Annotated in this window: 20 protein-coding genes; 6 read left to right on the top strand and 14 right to left on the bottom strand. The window is 53.5% G+C overall.

Annotated elements, in window-relative coordinates; translation table 11 throughout:
* Positions 1 to 18: 18 nt before the first annotated feature.
* Both BZK41_RS16655 and BZK41_RS16650 read left to right on the top strand, forming a co-directional pair.
* The gene (locus BZK41_RS16655; protein ID WP_079938876.1) at positions 19 to 1,026 is read left to right on the top strand and encodes a zinc-binding alcohol dehydrogenase family protein; all 1,008 of its coding nucleotides are present in this window, start codon (positions 19 to 21) and stop codon (positions 1,024 to 1,026) included.
* A gap of 1 nt (position 1,027) precedes the next feature.
* The gene (locus BZK41_RS16650) at positions 1,028 to 1,333 is read left to right on the top strand and encodes a putative quinol monooxygenase (protein WP_079938875.1); all 306 of its coding nucleotides are present in this window, start codon (positions 1,028 to 1,030) and stop codon (positions 1,331 to 1,333) included.
* A gap of 39 nt (positions 1,334 to 1,372) precedes the next feature.
* Here BZK41_RS16650 and BZK41_RS16645 read toward each other — a convergent pair whose 3' ends face one another.
* The gene (locus BZK41_RS16645; RefSeq protein WP_079938874.1) at positions 1,373 to 2,149 is read right to left on the bottom strand and encodes an SDR family oxidoreductase; all 777 of its coding nucleotides are present in this window, start codon (positions 2,147 to 2,149) and stop codon (positions 1,373 to 1,375) included.
* Between the two features lie 146 nt (positions 2,150 to 2,295).
* Between BZK41_RS16645 and BZK41_RS16640 the strand changes: the two genes are divergently transcribed.
* Both BZK41_RS16640 and BZK41_RS16635 read left to right on the top strand, forming a co-directional pair.
* Positions 2,296 to 3,240, top strand: a complete 945-nt coding sequence (locus BZK41_RS16640) for a LysR substrate-binding domain-containing protein (protein WP_079938873.1) — start codon at positions 2,296 to 2,298, stop codon at positions 3,238 to 3,240.
* A gap of 25 nt (positions 3,241 to 3,265) precedes the next feature.
* Positions 3,266 to 4,168 (top strand): carboxylate/amino acid/amine transporter, encoded by a 903-nt coding sequence (locus tag BZK41_RS16635; RefSeq protein ID WP_003827166.1) that lies wholly within the window; start codon positions 3,266 to 3,268, stop codon positions 4,166 to 4,168.
* 28 nt (positions 4,169 to 4,196) lie between these two features.
* Here the strand turns inward: BZK41_RS16635 and nlpA are convergent, their stop codons facing one another.
* From nlpA to BZK41_RS16580, 11 genes are all read right to left on the bottom strand, one after another.
* Positions 4,197 to 5,015, bottom strand: coding sequence for a lipoprotein NlpA (nlpA, locus tag BZK41_RS16630; protein WP_079938872.1), 819 nt, complete (start codon positions 5,013 to 5,015; stop codon positions 4,197 to 4,199).
* A 123-nt stretch (positions 5,016 to 5,138) separates the two neighbouring features.
* Complete coding sequence (locus BZK41_RS16625; protein ID WP_079938870.1) at positions 5,139 to 6,065, bottom strand: Rpn family recombination-promoting nuclease/putative transposase; 927 nt, start codon at positions 6,063 to 6,065, stop codon at positions 5,139 to 5,141.
* A gap of 210 nt (positions 6,066 to 6,275) precedes the next feature.
* Entirely contained in the window at positions 6,276 to 7,019 is a 744-nt protein-coding gene (locus BZK41_RS16620) for a 2-dehydro-3-deoxy-phosphogluconate aldolase (RefSeq protein WP_079938868.1), read from the bottom strand.
* Positions 7,006 to 8,115 carry a D-glucosaminate-6-phosphate ammonia lyase gene (gene dgaE / locus BZK41_RS16615; RefSeq protein WP_079938866.1) on the bottom strand — a complete coding sequence of 370 codons (1,110 nt, stop codon included), beginning with the start codon at positions 8,113 to 8,115 and terminating at the stop codon, positions 7,006 to 7,008. The genes BZK41_RS16620 and dgaE overlap by 14 nt, the downstream gene beginning before the upstream one ends.
* A gap of 3 nt (positions 8,116 to 8,118) precedes the next feature.
* Complete coding sequence (locus BZK41_RS16610) at positions 8,119 to 8,979, bottom strand: PTS system mannose/fructose/sorbose family transporter subunit IID (RefSeq protein ID WP_005121522.1); 861 nt, start codon at positions 8,977 to 8,979, stop codon at positions 8,119 to 8,121.
* Entirely contained in the window at positions 8,976 to 9,725 is a 750-nt protein-coding gene (locus BZK41_RS16605) for a PTS sugar transporter subunit IIC (protein ID WP_003023960.1), read from the bottom strand. Before BZK41_RS16605 ends, BZK41_RS16610 begins: the two co-directional genes overlap by 4 nt.
* Positions 9,726 to 9,750: 25 nt before the next feature.
* Entirely contained in the window at positions 9,751 to 10,236 is a 486-nt protein-coding gene (locus BZK41_RS16600) for a PTS system mannose/fructose/N-acetylgalactosamine-transporter subunit IIB (protein ID WP_079938864.1), read from the bottom strand.
* 12 nt (positions 10,237 to 10,248) lie between these two features.
* The gene (locus BZK41_RS16595) at positions 10,249 to 10,674 is read right to left on the bottom strand and encodes a PTS sugar transporter subunit IIA (protein ID WP_079938862.1); all 426 of its coding nucleotides are present in this window, start codon (positions 10,672 to 10,674) and stop codon (positions 10,249 to 10,251) included.
* Between the two features lie 120 nt (positions 10,675 to 10,794).
* The gene (locus BZK41_RS16590) at positions 10,795 to 13,308 is read right to left on the bottom strand and encodes a sigma 54-interacting transcriptional regulator (RefSeq protein WP_253193771.1); all 2,514 of its coding nucleotides are present in this window, start codon (positions 13,306 to 13,308) and stop codon (positions 10,795 to 10,797) included.
* A gap of 15 nt (positions 13,309 to 13,323) precedes the next feature.
* On the bottom strand, positions 13,324 to 13,593 hold the full coding sequence (locus BZK41_RS27295) for a hypothetical protein (RefSeq protein WP_079938858.1): 270 nt from the start codon (positions 13,591 to 13,593) through the stop codon (positions 13,324 to 13,326).
* Positions 13,594 to 13,683: 90 nt separating this feature from the next.
* Positions 13,684 to 14,100 carry a GNAT family N-acetyltransferase gene (locus BZK41_RS16580; RefSeq protein ID WP_079938856.1) on the bottom strand — a complete coding sequence of 139 codons (417 nt, stop codon included), beginning with the start codon at positions 14,098 to 14,100 and terminating at the stop codon, positions 13,684 to 13,686.
* A gap of 130 nt (positions 14,101 to 14,230) precedes the next feature.
* Here BZK41_RS16580 and BZK41_RS16575 point away from each other — a divergent pair, with 130 nt between their 5' ends.
* Positions 14,231 to 14,524, top strand: a complete 294-nt coding sequence (locus BZK41_RS16575) for a YicS family protein (RefSeq protein WP_079938855.1) — start codon at positions 14,231 to 14,233, stop codon at positions 14,522 to 14,524.
* A 94-nt stretch (positions 14,525 to 14,618) separates the two neighbouring features.
* Positions 14,619 to 16,001, top strand: a complete 1,383-nt coding sequence (locus BZK41_RS16570; RefSeq protein WP_079938853.1) for a glycoside hydrolase family 1 protein — start codon at positions 14,619 to 14,621, stop codon at positions 15,999 to 16,001.
* A 46-nt stretch (positions 16,002 to 16,047) separates the two neighbouring features.
* Here BZK41_RS16570 and nepI read toward each other — a convergent pair whose 3' ends face one another.
* Together nepI and BZK41_RS16560 are read right to left on the bottom strand one after the other, a co-directional pair.
* Complete coding sequence (gene nepI / locus BZK41_RS16565; protein WP_003827145.1) at positions 16,048 to 17,241, bottom strand: purine ribonucleoside efflux pump NepI; 1,194 nt, start codon at positions 17,239 to 17,241, stop codon at positions 16,048 to 16,050.
* Positions 17,242 to 17,411: 170 nt separating this feature from the next.
* Positions 17,412 to 17,864: a DUF1198 family protein gene (locus BZK41_RS16560; RefSeq protein WP_003827141.1), complete on the bottom strand. Its 453-nt coding sequence runs from the start codon at positions 17,862 to 17,864 to the stop codon at positions 17,412 to 17,414.
* Positions 17,865 to 17,894: the final 30 nt, after the last annotated feature.

The following is a 17,894-nucleotide window of genomic DNA, read 5'->3' as shown; positions in this document are numbered from 1 at the left end:
CCTGTGACCGGAGAGAATATGAAAGCCATCGCCATTACCCGCGCCGCGACCGACGGTAATAACATTGAATTTTTACAAGAGATTGACCTGCCCATGCCAGTTGCTACCGGGCACGATCTGCTGGTTGAAGTGAAAGCCATTTCCGTCAACCCCGTGGATACCAAGGTCCGCGAAGGTTTTAACGCTGATGTGCCGCGCGTACTGGGCTGGGACGCCGTTGGCGTGGTGAAGTCCGTGGGTGAATCCGTCACCCTGTTCGCACCTGGCGATGAAGTCTGGTACGCCGGAGCGCTGGGCCGCGCTGGCAGTAACAGTGAATTTCAGCTGGTTGATGAACGTATTACCGCGCTGAAGCCAAAAACGCTGGATAACGCTTCCGCTGCGGCGCTGCCGCTGACCGCCATCACCGCCTGGGAAATGCTGTTCGACCGTCTGGGCGTTGAGGAAAATGGCAATGAAGATGATGTGTTATTGATTGTTGGTGCGGCTGGCGGCGTCGGTTCTATTCTGACGCAACTGGCCAGTAAGCTGACCAAAATGACCGTCATCGGCACCGCATCACGTCCGCAGAGCCAGAAATGGGTACGTGAAGCGGGTGCTCATCATGTGATTGATCACAGCAAGCCGTTGACGGAAGAGCTGGCACGGATAGGCATTAAAGAGGTGACGCACGTTGCCAGCCTGAACAATACCGAGCAGCACTATTCGCAAATTATTGCTGCCCTGGCGCCGCAGGGCAAACTGGCGCTGATTGACGATCCGCAAACTCTCGATGCGCGTCCGCTGAAGGCCAAAAGCATTTCGCTGCACTGGGAGTTTATGTTTACCCGTTCGATGTTTACCACCCACGACATCATTGCGCAGCATCAGTTACTGACCCGCGTGGCGCAGCTGATCGATAACAACACTCTTCGCACCACGCTGGGCGAGCATTTTGGTGCTATCACTGCGGCAAATCTGCAAAAAGCCCACGCGCAAATTGAAACCGGTCGCTCGGTCGGCAAGATTGTGCTGGAGGGGTTTTAACATGTCTGATTCTGACGTGATTTCAATTATTGCGGTACTGAAAGCCAAACCAGGGAAAATCGATGCACTGAAGCAGGCGCTACAGGCTCTGCTGCTGCCCACGCACCGGGAGCCGGGCAATATTGAATATGCCCTGTTCCAGTTACGCGACACGCCGGATGTGTTCTACGTGCGCGAATCCTGGCGCGGTCAGGCCGGTCTTGACGAGCATATCGCTCTGCCACATTTCCAGGCGTTCATTCTGCAAATGAACGATCTGCTGGCCGAACCGCTACGGCTGGATTATCTGACGCCGATTGCGCCTTAATGTCTCGACGCTCCCCCGCGGCTATGCGGGGGATTTACATCAGATATTCCGCCCGGCCATAACACCACCATCCACATCCCAGACAGCACCGGTCACCCAACCCGTTTTATCAGACAACAGGAAGGCGACGGATTCAGCCACATCACACGGCGTACCGATCCGACCAATCGGATGGAAACTGTCAAAGCTGCTCATCACACCTTGTATGTCTTCTTTCGGGATAAATCCTTCGTAGATAGGTGTATGCACCACTGCTGGCGAAACCGCATTGACGCGAATCCCATTCGCCCCCAGCTCGATGGCCAGATTTTTAGTTAATGCATGCAGGCCTGCTTTTGCCATTGAGTACGCTGAAGAAGGTGTTGCGCCAATTGCTTGTTGTGCCCACATCGAACCAATATTCACAATGGCACCCTGGATGTTAGCCGCCACCATATTACGCACGACATCGCGGGTAATAAAAAACGTCGCGCGGTTGAGGCTCATGTACAGCTCATAATCTTCAACTTCATGATCAGTGAAAGGTTTTGGGAAGAAAACCCCAGCGGCATTGACCAACAGGTTGATGTCTTTGTGCTCAGTATTCACCGTTGCCATCACCTGCTTAACGCCCGCTTCTGACATCAGATCCGCCACAATGACGGAGACGTCACCCAGCTCCACCAACGCCCGACGAGCCCGTTCCGCTTTCTCGGCACGATTGCCAACCAACACCACTCGACCACCACCCTGGAGGATTAGTTTTGCAGTTTCAAATCCGATACCACTGGTGCCGCCTACCACTAACAGTTTTTTACCGACAAATAATGTGTTCATCGCTAGCCTCGTTTCACGTATTCGTTAATGCGCTAACAATGCCACTCCCCTGAGGCGCTGACGAATGAGAAGAAATAGCGATCCGAGAAAGAAAATCTATCTCGTTGACATATACTGAGGATATTCACAAAACGGGAAATGATCTGATGCGATCGCTGAATCGGCTTAAATGGTTACACGCTTTTGAGGCCACTGCCCGCCACGGCAGTTTTACCGGGGCGGCACAGGAACTGGGGGTCACTCCGGCTGCCGTTGGGCAACTGGTACGTGCGCTGGAAGACTGGGTTGGCCACCCGCTGCTGCATCGTACCCGTTCAGGCAAAGAGCGCCTGACGCTGGTCAGCGAAGCACAGGACGCGTTGCGTGAGATAACCCAGGGACTGGATAGTCTGGAATCCGGGCTGAACAAGTTACGCGGTCGGCGGGCGCGCTCGGTGGTGATCATCACGGCCTCTCAGGTACTGGTGATGAACTGGCTGATGAGCCGCCTCAACCGTTTCTCACAAGCGCATGAAAACATAGAATTACGCCTGAACGTGACGGAAAAGCTGATGGATGTTGCTCATGGCGAAGCGGATTTGGGCGTACGTTGCGGCAAAGGCGACTGGCCTGGGGTAAATAAAACCTGGCTGATGGATGAAGAAGCGGTTCTGGTCTGTAGCCCACGTATTGTGCCAGTAGATAAAATATCCTGTGGTGAATGGTTGGCCGGACAGAAGCTTATCCATGATGACACTCCCCACCCCGGCGCCAATTTCCCGGACTGGAATGATGTCCTGACCGCCACCCAGGCACCTGTCGTTCGCGACAGTGGATTGCACATCAACTCTACCTCCGCGGTGATTCTGGCGGCGCTCAGTGGTCAAGGTGTCGCCATTGTGCGCAGGGCATTGGTGCAGCAGCTACTGACAGACGGGCAACTGGTTCAGCTTCATCCCAACACCCGCTGGCCTCTGGCATGGTCTTACTACATTGTTACGCCGCAGCACGCGGTAATGCGCCCGGAGGTAAAAGTCTTTAATGACTGGCTGATTGCGGATGTGCTGGCAGAAATCACAACCATCTCTGCTATGATGCCTGCACACAAATAAAACAAAACAACATGCCGAGGGAAAGATGAGTTCCACCAGAAGAGGGATGATGAATGTCCTGATTGCCGCAGTATTGTGGGGAAGTTCAGGCGTTTGCGCGCAATACATCATGGAGCAAAGCCAGATGTCATCGCAGTTTCTGACCATGACGCGCCTGATTTTCGCCGGGCTCATTCTGCTGATGCTCTCTTTCGTTCACGGCGACAAAGTGTTCTCCATTATCAAAAATCGCAAAGACGCCATCAGCCTGCTGATTTTTTCCGTGGTTGGCGCACTCACCGTACAGCTAACCTTTCTGCTGACCATTGAAAAATCCAACGCCGCCACCGCGACGGTGCTGCAATTTTTGTCACCGACCATTATCGTGGCGTGGTTCTCCGTGGTGCGCAAAGCGCGACCGGGGATTTTAGTGCTGACCGCGATCTTCACCTCGCTTATCGGCACCTTCTTGCTGGTCACCCACGGTAACCCGACGTCGCTGTCTATCTCACCTGCCGCGCTTTTCTGGGGAATTGCCTCGGCGTTTGCCGCTGCGTTCTACACCACCTATCCCTCAACGCTTATCGCGCGCTACGGCACGCTGCCGGTCGTCGGCTGGAGTATGTTAATCGGCGGCATGATCCTGCTGCCGTTTTATGCCGGGCAGGGCACTAATTTCGTAGTGAATGGCAGTTTGATTCTGGCGTTTTTCTATCTGGTGGTCATCGGCACATCGCTGACATTTAGCCTGTATTTGAAAGGCGCGCAGATGATTGGCGGACCGAAAGCGAGCATTTTAAGCTGCGCAGAACCGTTGAGCAGCGCGTTGCTGTCCCTGCTGTTGTTAGGTATTACTTTTACCCTGCCAGACTGGCTGGGCACGCTTTTGATCCTCTCTTCGGTAATACTTATCTCAATGGACTCACGTCGCCGCGCCAGAGCGGTTTAGCGCCAACCGGCGCGGCAAAGGGTCATGATTACCAGCCCGGAACCGCGCCGCCGTTAAAGATAGTTTCTGCCGCCTTCGCCACTTCAGGTGACTGATAAGATTGCAGGAATTCTTTCACATTCACGGCATCTTTGTTGTCTTCTCGCGCCACCAGAATGTTCACGTACGGTGAGTTTTTGTCTTCAATAAATACGCTGTCATGTACCGGGGAAAGCCCGGTTTGCTGGATGTAGGTGGTACTGATAATCGCCACATCCACTTTCTGATCGTCCAATACGCGCGGCAGCTGCGCACCTTCCAGTTCCATAATTTTCAAATGCCGCGGATTATCCGTAATATCCAGCGCTGTTGGCAGCAGGCCAGTATCCGCTTTAAGGGTGATTAACTTCTCTTTTTGCAGTAGCAGCAGCGCCCGACCCAGATTGGTCGGGTCGTTAGGTATCGCTATCGTTGCACCGTCTTTTAGTTCGGCGACAGTTTTGATTTTCTTCGAATAACCAGCCATCGGGAACACAAAGGTATTGCCCACCGCAACCAGCTTATAGTCGTGTGCTTTATTATCTTGTTCGAGGAACGGACGGTGCTGGAAGACGTTAGCATCCAGCTCACCATGATTGGTGGCATCGTTGGGCAGCAGAGAACCGCTAAACCCCACCAGCTCCACCTCCAGGCCATATTTTTCTTTAGCGACTTTCTTCGCGACCTCCGCCACATCCTGCTCTGCGCCGTTAATTACACCCACTTTTATATGCTTTGCATCACTGCTCTGTTGATCGCACCCTGCCAGCAATAATCCCGCCAGTAATACCGCCGCCCCGGCCCCGAAATAAGGTATCTTCAGCTTCACGTTTTATCCTTTTGCAATAACCGCCTGATGAGTAATGAAATGACTATAGCGGGAAGGTCGCTGCGGTTTAAAAAACGAAAAAGCATCAGCAAGAAGAAAAAAGCATAACGAGAAAAGAGATAATTAGCCGGAATACGCCGTTAGCTCATCAATGGAAAGCCCGGTAATAACTAGCACCAGTTCACGATCGATCCCCTTCTCAAGCATGGCATGGGCTATCCGCAACGCTTCGTCCTTTTTGCCCTCTAGCAAACCCTTTTGCAGTCCCTCCTGCAGGCCACTGCGATGACCCGACTCACGTAAGCATTCTGCAATCGTCATTAATCTCTCCTTATGCTGTGGAACGCGCAGGGCAACCTGTCGAATAAACGCCTCAAAACGCGATGCGCTGCCAGACTGCACCAGGTAATTAAATAGCGTTTCTACCTGACTGTCATTAGCGTGTCCCTTAATCAATAGGGCAACCAGTTTATCGACCAGCACCATCAAATCGCGCTCGCGTATATGCTTCTGGACAAGTTCCAGGAGCGCCACTCGCCGGTGCTGCATAATCTCATCATCAGAGACCACTGTGATATCGACCAGCGGGAAGGCCGCGCCATAAAGCTGCCGCGCAGTTTCTGGATCGTCAAATTCATCCAGCCAGCACAGTGAAAAAGGGTACGGACTGGCGATGCCATGATAAAAAAGTATCGGAATCACCAGCGGCAGCGTTTTGTGCCCGGCATCAAGGTGATTCTGCATCGCGGCAATGGCGTAACGCATCATCCGAAATGCCATATGGGCATCCGGTGAACTCTGGTGTTCAATCAACGCGTAGATATAGCCTTTACCGGTTCTCGTTTTTAGCGACCACAGAACATCGGAATAACTGGCACGCAGGTCTTCCTCAATAAAGCTCCCTGGCTCCAGCTTCAGTGTGTTCAGATCGCAAAGTTCACGTAATGGTGCGGGGAGATAGCTATCAAGAAAATCCCGTGCCGTTTCTGGATGACTTAAGAATTTTTTAAATACCGCATCATGCGGCGTAGAAGTTGTTGGTTTTTTCATGGCGGTCCGTCACCAGAAGAACAAGATGACGGAACCTTACTCGCCAGTCGCACACACAACATCTGGGAACTTTTCTATCTGCGAGGCGGCTTGGCGGATAAATACATGCTTTTGCAATGTATTCATTTTCAGGGAATAGCGTTCGCAAAAATGCCCGGTAAGCGTGATCACCTCCGGGCATTTTTTATGAACCATCCGGCAATGGCGACATCACACCAGGGCTTTGACTATCTCCATCAACCTGACGACATCTGCAGGCCGGGTCTTGCCTGTCTGTGGGTCGATAATCGAGCTGTAAACATGCGGCATGACGCGCGGTACTCCCGCCTCCAGACAGGATTGCAGGATAACGCCGAAGTTATCGAGATCGATACCGCCGGTCGGCTCAATCAGCGTCATGCCGTTACGTGCAGCGGTCGTCGCCAGTGCGTACAGCTCTGGCAGCGACTGCTCACCGCCCATCGGGAAGAACTTCGCCGCATGGGCTCCTGAATCCAACATCATACGGACCGCTGCATCGCAGGAAACGCGGGCTGGCGTGCCCTGGCTGCTGCTGACCCCGGTCGAGATCAACACTTCCCCCGGCGTGCCCGTGGGACTGACTAACGCGTTGATATGGGTCTGTTCACCACCCGTTGCCGCCAAGGCGCCTGCCGCAAACCCACAGCCGGTAAAGGTCTGGTTGACGTGTGCCGGATGGACCTGTGAGGCAATCATCGCCGCTTTGTAATACTGCGCCGGATCGCCCGCCCCCAACCCCACGGAAATCGACGGCACGTCGGCCATCCAGCGTTTTACTTCCTTAACCCCTTCCTCAACCGAGGAGAACTGTGCCGAAAGAATGCCGATCACCGCGTGGCCTTCGGCAGCATCATAGATTTCCCGCGCATTGGCGATATCCTTCGCCAGCACGTTAATAGCCACTTTATTGCGATAAAAATTAATGTGCTGCATGTTCTGCAATCTCCTTTAGTCGGGCCACGATCAGCGCCATTTCCCCTTCTGCGACCGTACGCGGGTCAAGACTAAATACGCCCTGATGAAGGTTGTAACGGCGAGCGTAGATCGCGATAGCGCCCTCTCGCAGTTGCGTTTCTACGGCGTAAGCATCCATTCCCAGCACCTGCGCATTCACCCGAATACGAATCCGCCAGATGGCGCGCCCGGCTTCGTCCTGCTCAATATCCGCATCCAGTCCGCGAATCTCTGAAATCGCCTGCGCCACAGGGTGGAGCGCTTCGGCAGTGACCACGGTTTGTCCCTGATGGTAGTTTTCCAGGGCATACACCAGTCCAACCATATTCTCTTTGCCGATTTTCATCGCACGGGCAATCCCGTGGTGCTGTGCTTTACACGCGGCAATCCACTGTTTCTTCCCGGTGATAAATCCGGAGGTCGGCGCGTTAAAAGCTTTTGCCCCGCTGTAGACCACCATATCCGCCCCGCTCGCCACCCAGGCGTGTAAATCTTCCTCGGCGGCGGCATCGACAATCAGCGGTAGGTTGTGAACCTGCGCGACCTGCACAAAATCCGCAATGTTCAACATCCCTTTCTGCACGCAGTGGTGCGACTTCACGTACAGCAGCGCGGCGGTGTTGTCGGTAATCGCGCTCTCCAGCTGCCAGCGGGCCGCCAGATTACTTGAGCCAACCTCCACCACCCGCCCACCGCCCAAACGGATGGCGCTGGTAATGGGTGCACCGTAGTCAACGTTATGCCCGCGCAGCATAACCACTTCATTGGCCATACCTGAGCTATCCGGCATCAGCGTGACTCGCGCCTGGTCACCACGAGTAATAGCGGCGGCAACAGCAATAGCAATACCCGCCGATGCACAGGAGGTGACATAGCTGTCTTCAGCCCCGGTGTAGCGGGAAACCAGTTCTCCGGTGCGATCCACCAGTCGATCAATTTCAACAAAGGCTGAAGCAGCTCGCGCGGTGGCTTGCATCACTTCCGGCGCCACGCTGGAAACGCCCAGAATCGTCATCTTGCCGCAGGCGTTAATGACCTGTTTTAGCCCCAATTGTTGGTAGATGTTCTGTGTCATGGCTTACAGCACTCCCAGCAGCGAACAGACCACGCTGAGCGCGACAATCGACAGTAAAATCGTGGTGTAACGCGGTCCTTTCTTCACCAGATAGAAATAAATGGCGAACACCGCCGCCAGCGGCAACAGGCCGGGGGCAATAGAGTCGAGGATTTGCTGAACCACCACTTCAGAGCCTTTCAGGGCGCTAAGTTTTAACGGCGTGGTGATCTTGACGTAACTTGCCGACAGCGCACCCATCATGATCAAGCCCAGCACGTTCGCGCCGTAGATAAGCTCCTTTATTCGCCCTCCCTGCAGCAGCCCAATTATCGAGTCACGCCCCAGCGTATAACCTTTGTGCACCATACCGTAGCTGATTGCCAGCGTAATGGCGGGGTAGAGGATTAACGGTACAATTCCGCCCATCGCGCTGCCATTGGCGGCAAACGGGATGAAAATAGCAATTAACAGCGGCATCACGGCGGCCCAGATAATGGAGTCCCCCATCCCGGCCAGTGGACCCATCAAGCCCGTTTTTATCCCGGTAATTGAGGCGTCACTGATTGGCTCGCCGCGCGTTTTCTGCTCCTCCATCGCGATGGAGATCCCCTGAATCACCGCCCCGAACGTCTGCTCTGAGTTGAAGAAGTTCAGATGACGTTTCAGTGCTTCCACCTGCTCCTCTTTTTGCGGGTAGAGTTTTTTGATGATCGGCGTCATCGAGGCGCAGAAAATCAGGCTTTGCAAACGCTCATAGGAGCTGGAAACTTCCGCGCCCAGCCAGTAGATAAACCAGGCTTTGGTGATGTCTGCTTTGGTCAGCGTGCCGCTTTCGCGCGCGCGCTCCACCAGTTCATGCTGCATTACGTCGCTGCTCATCATGCTGCTCCTTCATTTTTCGCCAGACCTTTAATCAGGAAGGCCACGCAGGTACCAAAGATTGCCATCGCCATGATGTCTACCTTCAGGTACAGCACCGCAAAGAAACCGCCGATAAACCATGGCAACAGGCTCTTTTTACCGATCACCATAATGGTGATGGCGAAGCCCAGCGCCGGCAGAATGCCGCCCATAATTTCAAAGGAGTGCGTCAGCCAGTGCGGCATCAGCTTAAGGAAGCTTTCCACAACGTCCTGACCAAAATAGTTAGCGGCGAAGACCACCGGGAAACGCAGTACCAGTCCGAGCAACGCCGGGTAGAGAAACGCACAGCGCATAATGCCCGCCATGTTTGCCGTTTCCGCATGCTTGTCGGCCATATGCACCCACGCTGCGTTTAACGTGCGGCGCAACTGGTCGAGGAACACGCCGATCACGCCAAACGGGATCGCCAGTGCGATAGCCAGGTTCGGGTCCATTCCGGCCTTCACGGCGATAGGAATTGAAATGCAGGCAGCCAGCGCCGGATCCGACGGGACGTTGCCGCCTGGCGTGGAGGTCACGCCGAGATAAACCAGCTGCATACCTGCGCCGATGATCATTGCCGTTTCCATGTTGCCTAACAGCAGGCCAACGAATACAGCAATCACGACGGGTTGTAGCAGCATGGCGGAGAAGGTGTAGCCAAGGCGTAATCGGGCAAACCAGTAATACAACCCCATCAGGCTTGCGAAGACTAAAGTATCCATAATTAAGTACCCTGTTATCAAAGAATTAGAATTTTTTCAGGATATCGTCCAGCGACTGCGGCTTATCTTCCGGGATAGTCTGGAAGAACACCTGAATCCCACGATTTTTCAGGTCGCTCAGGATGCCGACGTCTTTATCATCCAGCGTAATGTTCTGGAATACTGCTTTGCGGTTTGGCCCACCGCCCAGCCCACCGACCTGAATGGTGGTGACATCAAATCCCAACTGAACCGCTTCCTGAACCGCAGCCAGAGAGGGGAACAGCACCAGCACTTTGCCGTCACCAAGCTGGTTTTCTTTCCAGGCTGCCGCAAAACTTTGGTTACCGAAACAATCCACTTTGATATTCGGCGGCGCGGCCATCAGGTAGATATTTTTCATAAATGGATCGGCATCCAGCTCATCGCTGACCACCGCAATCCGGTTTGCCTGAGATTGCCCAACCCATTTGGTCACCACTTGTCCATGAATCAGACGGCTATCGATACGACATAAGACGATGTTTGCCATGATGTTTATTCCTTATTGTGATTGTTGTAATTGACGTACGTGGGCAACAACGTCCAGGCAGCTGCTACGCCCGGCCTCGACCAGTTCGGCCACGCAGGTGGTCAGTTGGCCATGCTCGCGTTTGTCGAGCGCCTCCAGTAACAAAGAGGCGTTGAGCCCGGAAATGACAGCCACCGGGTAATCGGCGCTCAGCCGTGCCGCCACGTTAGACGTGGTGCCGCCAATAAAATCGGTCAGGATCAGTGAGCCTTCCGGCATAGCTTTCACTACGGCTTCGACGCGCTGATAAAACTCGCCGAGCGTATCAACAGGCATCAGGGCAATTTCCGTCACGCCTTTGATTTCACCCATCACCATGCGCAGGCTGTTGCAAAGCTGTTGCCCCCAGCCGCCATGGGTCAGCAGCAGGATCTGGGGCAAGGATTCAGTGGTAGTCAAAATGGCCTCCTGGCTCGATTACATAGACATAGGTAAACAGAGCAAAGGCTGTGCCAGAATTTGTGTCACGCGGGGGAGTTGTGGATGCAGGCGGGGCGCAAAGCCCCACCGGGCAAGGGATTAGCTATACAGCAATTCGTAGATATAAAAATATTCCGCGTCCGATAAGCGAATGGCATAGGCCTCTTCAATCGGCAGGAAAGCAGATTTAATGACACTAAACGCGCGAACATCCAGATCCGGCTTGTTCTCCAGCGCCATCTGTAACGGTTTGCGGTTAATCACGATACGCTCGACCATACAGCAGCAGTGGATCAGGAAGCGCAGTGTCACCTGGCGGCTCGGTTTCAGCGAAAGCGCGGTGGTCAGATGATTCAACACGCCTTCCATCTCTTTCAGAATACGCTGCGGGTTGAGCACCGAAATATGATTAATGATGCTCTCCATGGTCAACGCGCTGATAAAGCGCATCGCGCTGCGCTCCATTTCCAGTCGGCGCTCGCTGCTGGAGAGATCTGGCGTCAACAGGCTGAGCACCAGCTCAGGGCCTTGCTCAGAGAACAATTCTTCGAGCGAGATAAACGGAATATCCGGCAGTCCCGGCTGGAAAGTACCCACTATGCCTGCCAGACGCTCACTGGCGTTAATCGCCTGCTGAACGCGCTCCAGGCTGCGAACTTCGTTGTAATCGAGGATCACCATCCGCGTATCCTGCGACATCAGTTCGCCGAAGCTCTCTTCCAGCACCTTTTTGATTTTTTCTGCCGTTCCCATCCCGGTGATGCAGGAGATAACCAGCACTTTACCGCTGTTTTCCTGCTGCGGCGTACAGAGCTGACAGGGAATATTTTTGCTCTGCATCAACGCCGCCAGCTGCGGTAAGTCACTGGTTTCGTAGCTCAAATCCAGCCCTATCTCCAGCAGACTGGTGAGCGTGATATTGGGCATCAGCAGAACGTCTATCTGGAATAATTTGCTGATCGTACTGCCAAAATGGACCAGTGAGCCAATATCCACCATCAGGATCAATCGGCGATATTGCCGGGTCTGGATCATCTGCGTCAGGGCCTCCAGCGTGTCATGCACCGACTGCTCGAAAGGCATATCAATAGCGCTGAACACCTCGCGCTCCAGCACGCGATTCACGTACTGCGCCTGGCTTGTGGCGGTCGTCGCGCCGTGGGCAATCAAAATCACCCCGCAGTCCGGACTGGCGTCAATCCGTTGGCGATAATGACGGCACTCTTTGAGGAACAGGCACAGCCAGACCACTTCCGTCGCCGGACACTGAATATGCAGCAGTTCATTGATTTTTCGGCATAACAGCGTGGCGTTTTCATATTCATCTTTGCAGCGATCGAGGATCAGGCTGGAAGAATAAAGTTGCGGAATAAGGCCGCGCTGCACGTAACCAATCAGCGCCAGAAAGTGTTTACGCAGCGGGTTAACCAGATTTTCCGGCAGCGTAAAACCAAGCACCTGCTCAACGCAGCCGATCAGCAGCGTGACCCGCTCTTCAATCTGATCGCCATAGCGCGGGGGATGCGCCACGCTATCGCGGCTATAGAGACCATATTCAAAAATCGAGCTGAGTTTGTTTTTGAGGATTGCCAGCGTTTCGGCTGGCGGTACGTTGCTGTTACGCAGGTTGATGTATTCCCGGGTCAGGAAGCTGTAAAAGAGATCGCTCTCCTCAATTTCAGCTCCGGTGGCCAGCGAATTTTTCAGTGCCGGCAACGTGCGGGCATCAATGCTCAGGTGTTCTTTGCCTTCGAACAACGCCCCAACCAGCAGACGTTGTTCCGGCGTGGCGTTAAAGGGGATCTCGGTCAGACGTTTATCCAGCTGTAGCGTATCGCTGTGCTCCGTCATCCCCGAGGCCCAGGCCTGGGCGCAGAGAAACTGAATGTCGCTCTTGAGCTGACCAATATTGCCTTCCAGCGGCTTATTCAGCAGCCAGAGCAGCAGGGTACGGTCGATGCTTATCGTACGCTCGATTTTGCGGCTCTCACGCTGTAAGAAACCAACAATCAGTTCAACCTGCTCTTCCACCGAACGCTGGCGGATACCGGGGAGATCGATACATACCTGAATACGTCGCTGGAAGGTACGCAGCAACGCCGAGCTTACCGGTTCGGTGGTCGCACATATCAGGCGAACTGAAATAGACCGCGCCACAGCGCTTGAACCCAGCGGCCGGTATTCGCCTTTGTCGAGAATAGAAAACAGCTTTTCCTGACCTTCATACGGCAGGCGATGCACTTCATCAAGCAGCAGATAGCCGCCATCAGCCTGTTCGACCAAACCGGGTTTATTCTCGTTTGCGCCGGTAAACGCCCCCTGTCGATGACCAAACAGGTGCGAAGAGAGCAGTTCCGGGTTATGCGCATATTCCGCGCAGTTAAAATAGACCAACGGTGGAGGCGTTCCCGCTGCACGTTCACAGGCGAAACGGTGCATCAGTTCGGCAAAAAAGGTTTTGCCCACGCCGGAGGGACCGGTCAGCAGAACATGCAGTCCGTGGGGATACAGCACCGCCGCGCGGCCTTTTTCCACCGCATCACGCAGGCTGCGATCGTAACCAATCAGGCCGGAAAAGGGGTCGTCTGTTGCCTGGTTTTCCTGAACAGGCAACAGGTCAGCAACGGTTTACACTTCACGCTCTGACTCATCCAGTTTGCGCCCCAGCAGCGTTTCAATTGCCTGACGATGCAGAAAGAATACCGGACGCCCGCGGCTTTTAATCGCCAGGCCGTCGTTCCAGAGCTGATTGAGATCTTTACTGACTGAGTTGCGCGCCAGCCCGAGGTTAAAGCCGATGGCCTCCGCTGTGAACGCCGTTTCCTGCGCCAGATGGGCAAGATTCAGTCCTCGCGTCAGCCGTTCCAGCTCTCCCAGTATTATCTCAATCCGTCTCATCTCTTTACCGCTTAAGAAATAAATGATTGTTCAGAACATACACTATTCTGCTACGCAAGAAAGTGAGGCGGCATCCAGACCTTCCGGTCATCAAAACGTTTTCGACAAATAATGGCGTGCGGAACCGGTTTCCGGGAAGTTATCGAGGGTCATTTGCAGCTGATAGCCGTTTTTCTGATAAAACGGCAGCGCCTGGAAACTCATGGTATCCACCAGCGCATGCAGGCATCCTCTCTCACGCGCCGTCTGTTCGGCGGCCTGCATCAATTGTGTGCCATAACCGCCTTTACGCAGCGAGTCATGCATCCACAGAAAATCTATACACAGCCATTCACCTTTGATTTTGCCGATCAGCCCACCCAGAATTTCATTGCGATCATCACGCCAATACACCGCCAGGTCACCAAAATTGGTGGTTCTCAGGAACTGGCGATTGTAAGCACGCAATCCGGCAAGCAGGGCATTTTGATCATCTTCGGTAATCGTATCTGTAATCTGAATTTGCATCCTATCCTCCTGAAATAACTACAACTTCTGGCTGATTTATTTTTAGACATTAACACAGGGTGCTGAGTGAATCGTATGCCGTCTACACTTACTCTTGAGATGATGCGCATAGACAACAAGGATTATTATCATGAAACAAATTATTTTTCCGATTATTGCCGTCCTTTTCACGCTACCCAGTCTGGCGCAAGCCGACTCGGCTTATGGCAGTCTGCAGGCTGTACACGAAAAGAATACTGTTATGAAGGACTTGCGCAAGATTTGCACCCCGCAAGGGTCGCCATCTGATGAGGTGTGGGAAAAAACGATTATGGCTGATACGCGTAATCAGCAGCACATCCGCGAAGCCATTCTGGCAATTCAAAGAAACAATCAGAACAACTACTGGGAAGCGCTTGGCAAAGTTGAATGCCCGGATTTATAGGCATCTGGTTGAGAAATGAGTACTGTAACCGGTTTCTGTATCGCAAAAACACGTATTGTTGCCAGAACGTATAAATAGCAATGGAGCAACAACAATGCGATACCGTTTTCCAGAAAACTTCTGGTGGGGCAGTGCCTGCTCGGCACTGCAAACCGAAGGGGATAGCCTGAACGGCGGCAAAAGCCAGACCACGTGGGACGTGTGGTTCGATCGTCAGCCAGGTCGTTTCCATCAGGGCGTTGGCCCGGCAACTACCTCGACCTTTTATCAGCACTGGAAACAGGACATCGCACTGCTCAAACAGCTGAAGCACAACAGCTTCCGTACATCTCTGAGCTGGTCGCGCCTGATCCCGAACGGTACGGGCGAGGTTAATCCTGAAGCCGTAGAATTCTATAACAACGTCATCGACGAGCTGCTGGCACAAGGCATTACGCCATTTATCACCCTGTTCCACTTCGACATGCCGATGGTGATGCAGGAGAAAGGCGGCTGGGAAAACCGTGAAGTGGTCGAGGCGTTTGGCCGCTACGCACAGACGTGTTTTACATTGTTCGGCAACCGGGTGAAGCACTGGTTTACCTTTAACGAGCCAATTGTCCCGGTTGAAGGCGGTTATCTGTATGACTTCCATTACCCTAATGTGGTGGATTTCAAACGTGCAGCCACCGTGGCGTATCACACCGTACTGGCACATTCGATGGCGGTTCGGGCATATCGCGCTGCAAACCTTGACGGTGAAATCGGCGTGGTGTTGAATTTAACGCCGTCCTACCCGCGATCGCAAAATCCGGCGGATGTGAAAGCCGCACACTATGCTGATCTGCTGTTTAACCGCAGCTTCCTCGACCCGGTGCTGAAGGGTGAATATCCAGCGGATCTGGTTGAACTGCTGAAAGAGTACGATCAATTACCGGCATGCCAGCCAGGCGACAGCCAGTTAATCGCCGAGGGCAAAATCGACCTGCTCGGCATCAACTACTATCAGCCACGTCGCGTGAAATGTCGCGATAGCGCCGTAAACCCGGATGCACCGTTTATGCCGGAGTGGCTGTTTGATTATTACGAAATGCCGGGGCGTAAAATGAACCCCTACCGTGGCTGGGAAATTTATGAGCCGGGTATTTACGATATTATTACCAATTTGCGTGATAATTATGGCAACCCGCGCTGTTTTATTTCTGAAAACGGTATGGGTGTCGAGAATGAGCAGCGTTTTATTCAGCAAGAGCAAATCAACGACAGCTACCGTATTGAATTTGTTTCAGAGCATCTTAAATGGCTACATAAAGGAATTAGCGAAGGCTGTAATTGTCTTGGCTACCATATGTGGACCTTTATTGATAACTGGTCATGGCTCAACGGATATAAAAACCGCTACGGTTTTGTTCAGTTAGATTTAGCAACGCAAAAACGCACGGTGAAAAAGAGCGGCGAATGGTTTGCCCATACCGCCGAAAATAATGGTTTTAATTAAAACCAACCAGGATACCGGATAGCGATCCGGCATACCGTGCTTTAGTTTATTGCATATCTTTTATGCGAACTTTTGCGGCCACCAGAAGCGCCGTCAGCAGCATCAGGCTACCGGAAATCATCAGGGGCGACAGCAGTCCGAGGGTATCGAGCGCATAGCCTCCCACCGCTGCCCCGCAGGTATTGGCAAGCTGGATCACGGCGACCTGGACGGATCCGGCTTTTTCTGCCTGATCGGCAAGCGAACGGGTGATCCACGTCGACCAGCCGACCGGTACCAGCGCAAACAACAGTCCCCAGATAATCGCAATACCCGCCGCCACCACTTTGTCGCTGCCCCACAGGATCAGGACCAGCGCACTGAGCGCCAGCACCAGTGGCGCACCGGCTAACGCCAGTTTGACCGAACGCTTCAAAATCATCGACGAGAACGACGTACCGACAAAGCTGGCAATACCGAAGCTCAGCAGCACCAGCGTCAGGCCATCAACGTCAAAACCCGCCAGATTCATATAGATCGGGCGAATATAGGTAAAGAAGGCAAACTGCCCGGCAAAGGACATGAAGATGGCAATCATCCCGGCCATCACCCCTGGACGCTGCAACAGGCTGAACATGTTTTGTTTCTGATGCGAAGGTTCGCCAGGCAGCGAAGGCAACGCTCTCACCACCCAAATCGTGCACAGCACGCCCATTACAGCCGCCGCATTAAACACGTTGCGCCAGCCGATAATGCCGCCCAAAAAGCTCCCCAGCGGCGCGGCAATTACCAGCGCGATGGAGACCGCGCCAAAAATAACCGACAGCGCTTTCGGCACCGTACGTGCAGGTACCAGACGCATGGTCAGCGACGCCGACATCGCCCAGAAGCCGCCAAGCGCCAGACCGAGGCAGGCGCGGCCAACGAGCAGCAGCGAAAAAGAGTTAGCAAAGGAAACCAGCAGGCAGGAGAGCGTCAGTAGCACTGAAAACAGGATCACCACATAACGACGATCGGTCGCCTGAATAATTTGCGTCACAAACAGGCTGGCGAACATGGCGACAAATGCCGTCACGGTCACCGATTGCCCCGCCACACCTTCAGAAATCCCCAGATCCTGAGCCATCGGCGTTAACAGGCTAACGGGGAGAAATTCAACGGTTATCAGGCAGGCAACGCAGAACGCCACGGCAAATACCGCCGACCAGTTAGGTCGGGAATTTGCCTCAGCGCGGGATTTTTGTTCAACAGCTTCACTCATTTTGTTACCTGCGTGGGGTTATTGTAGAAAAGTTACGCAGTGTAACATTAAATTTGTGACGCATTTAACGTTTCAGCAACTGTTTATCGCCGGATGGCGACGTCGTCTTATCCGGCCTACGATGGGACACTGCGTTAGGCCTGATAAGCGTTGCGCCATCAAGAGGACTATCAGTGCAGCCAATGCACGCCATCTTCAGGCTGGAAAAAGGCGTTATAGCGCATCTGGAACGCATTAAGCTCCTGCATATCCGGCTCCATCTCGCGTAGAAAACCGAGCGCCAGACGCACCTGCGCGTCGGTAATCGGTGCAGCCAGCCGGGCCTTTTGCAGCCAGCGGTGCCATTGCAACAGGTTCTGCTCACTGCCGTCGACAATAACGATTTGCCAGATCAACAGCACCTGGGCAGCATTTTGTAGATGCGATTCATCAGGACGGTGGAGGTACTGTAAAAAAGCCTCACCCTGTACTTTTCCCATCTGATCGATCATCGATTCTACCGGCACGACATCAATGTTCAGTCGCTCGCTCAGACGACGAATTGCCCGCCGCGACCCGGACGTTAGCACCCGAAATCCCACCACAAAAACAACCACCAGCGTGGCCAGCATTATCCAAATCATGCGAACATCCATTACCAGACAGGACGCCCA

It is taken from the genome of Citrobacter sp. A316 (assembly GCF_002042945.1).
GTDB lineage: Bacteria > Pseudomonadota > Gammaproteobacteria > Enterobacterales > Enterobacteriaceae > Citrobacter > Citrobacter portucalensis.
The sequence above is the reverse complement of the archived record's forward strand: the minus strand, read 5'-3'. Positions and strand labels throughout refer to the sequence as shown.

Coding starts and splice junctions, on each gene's coding strand:
- BZK41_RS16600 (WP_079938864.1), bottom strand. CDS start 10,236: ATGGCAAACATCGTCTTATGTCGTATCGATAGCCGTCTGATTCATGGA.
- BZK41_RS16655 (WP_079938876.1), top strand. CDS start 19: ATGAAAGCCATCGCCATTACCCGCGCCGCGACCGACGGTAATAACATT.
- BZK41_RS16580 (WP_079938856.1), bottom strand. CDS start 14,100: ATGCAAATTCAGATTACAGATACGATTACCGAAGATGATCAAAATGCC.
- BZK41_RS16560 (WP_003827141.1), bottom strand. CDS start 17,864: ATGATTTGGATAATGCTGGCCACGCTGGTGGTTGTTTTTGTGGTGGGA.
- BZK41_RS27295 (WP_079938858.1), bottom strand. CDS start 13,593: ATGAGACGGATTGAGATAATACTGGGAGAGCTGGAACGGCTGACGCGA.
- BZK41_RS16645 (WP_079938874.1), bottom strand. CDS start 2,149: ATGAACACATTATTTGTCGGTAAAAAACTGTTAGTGGTAGGCGGCACC.
- BZK41_RS16575 (WP_079938855.1), top strand. CDS start 14,231: ATGAAACAAATTATTTTTCCGATTATTGCCGTCCTTTTCACGCTACCC.
- BZK41_RS16625 (WP_079938870.1), bottom strand. CDS start 6,065: ATGAAAAAACCAACAACTTCTACGCCGCATGATGCGGTATTTAAAAAA.
- BZK41_RS16650 (WP_079938875.1), top strand. CDS start 1,028: ATGTCTGATTCTGACGTGATTTCAATTATTGCGGTACTGAAAGCCAAA.
- BZK41_RS16605 (WP_003023960.1), bottom strand. CDS start 9,725: ATGGATACTTTAGTCTTCGCAAGCCTGATGGGGTTGTATTACTGGTTT.
- BZK41_RS16570 (WP_079938853.1), top strand. CDS start 14,619: ATGCGATACCGTTTTCCAGAAAACTTCTGGTGGGGCAGTGCCTGCTCG.
- BZK41_RS16610 (WP_005121522.1), bottom strand. CDS start 8,979: ATGATGAGCAGCGACGTAATGCAGCATGAACTGGTGGAGCGCGCGCGC.
- BZK41_RS16620 (WP_079938868.1), bottom strand. CDS start 7,019: ATGCAGCACATTAATTTTTATCGCAATAAAGTGGCTATTAACGTGCTG.
- BZK41_RS16640 (WP_079938873.1), top strand. CDS start 2,296: ATGCGATCGCTGAATCGGCTTAAATGGTTACACGCTTTTGAGGCCACT.
- dgaE (WP_079938866.1), bottom strand. CDS start 8,115: ATGACACAGAACATCTACCAACAATTGGGGCTAAAACAGGTCATTAAC.
- BZK41_RS16635 (WP_003827166.1), top strand. CDS start 3,266: ATGAGTTCCACCAGAAGAGGGATGATGAATGTCCTGATTGCCGCAGTA.
- nepI (WP_003827145.1), bottom strand. CDS start 17,241: ATGAGTGAAGCTGTTGAACAAAAATCCCGCGCTGAGGCAAATTCCCGA.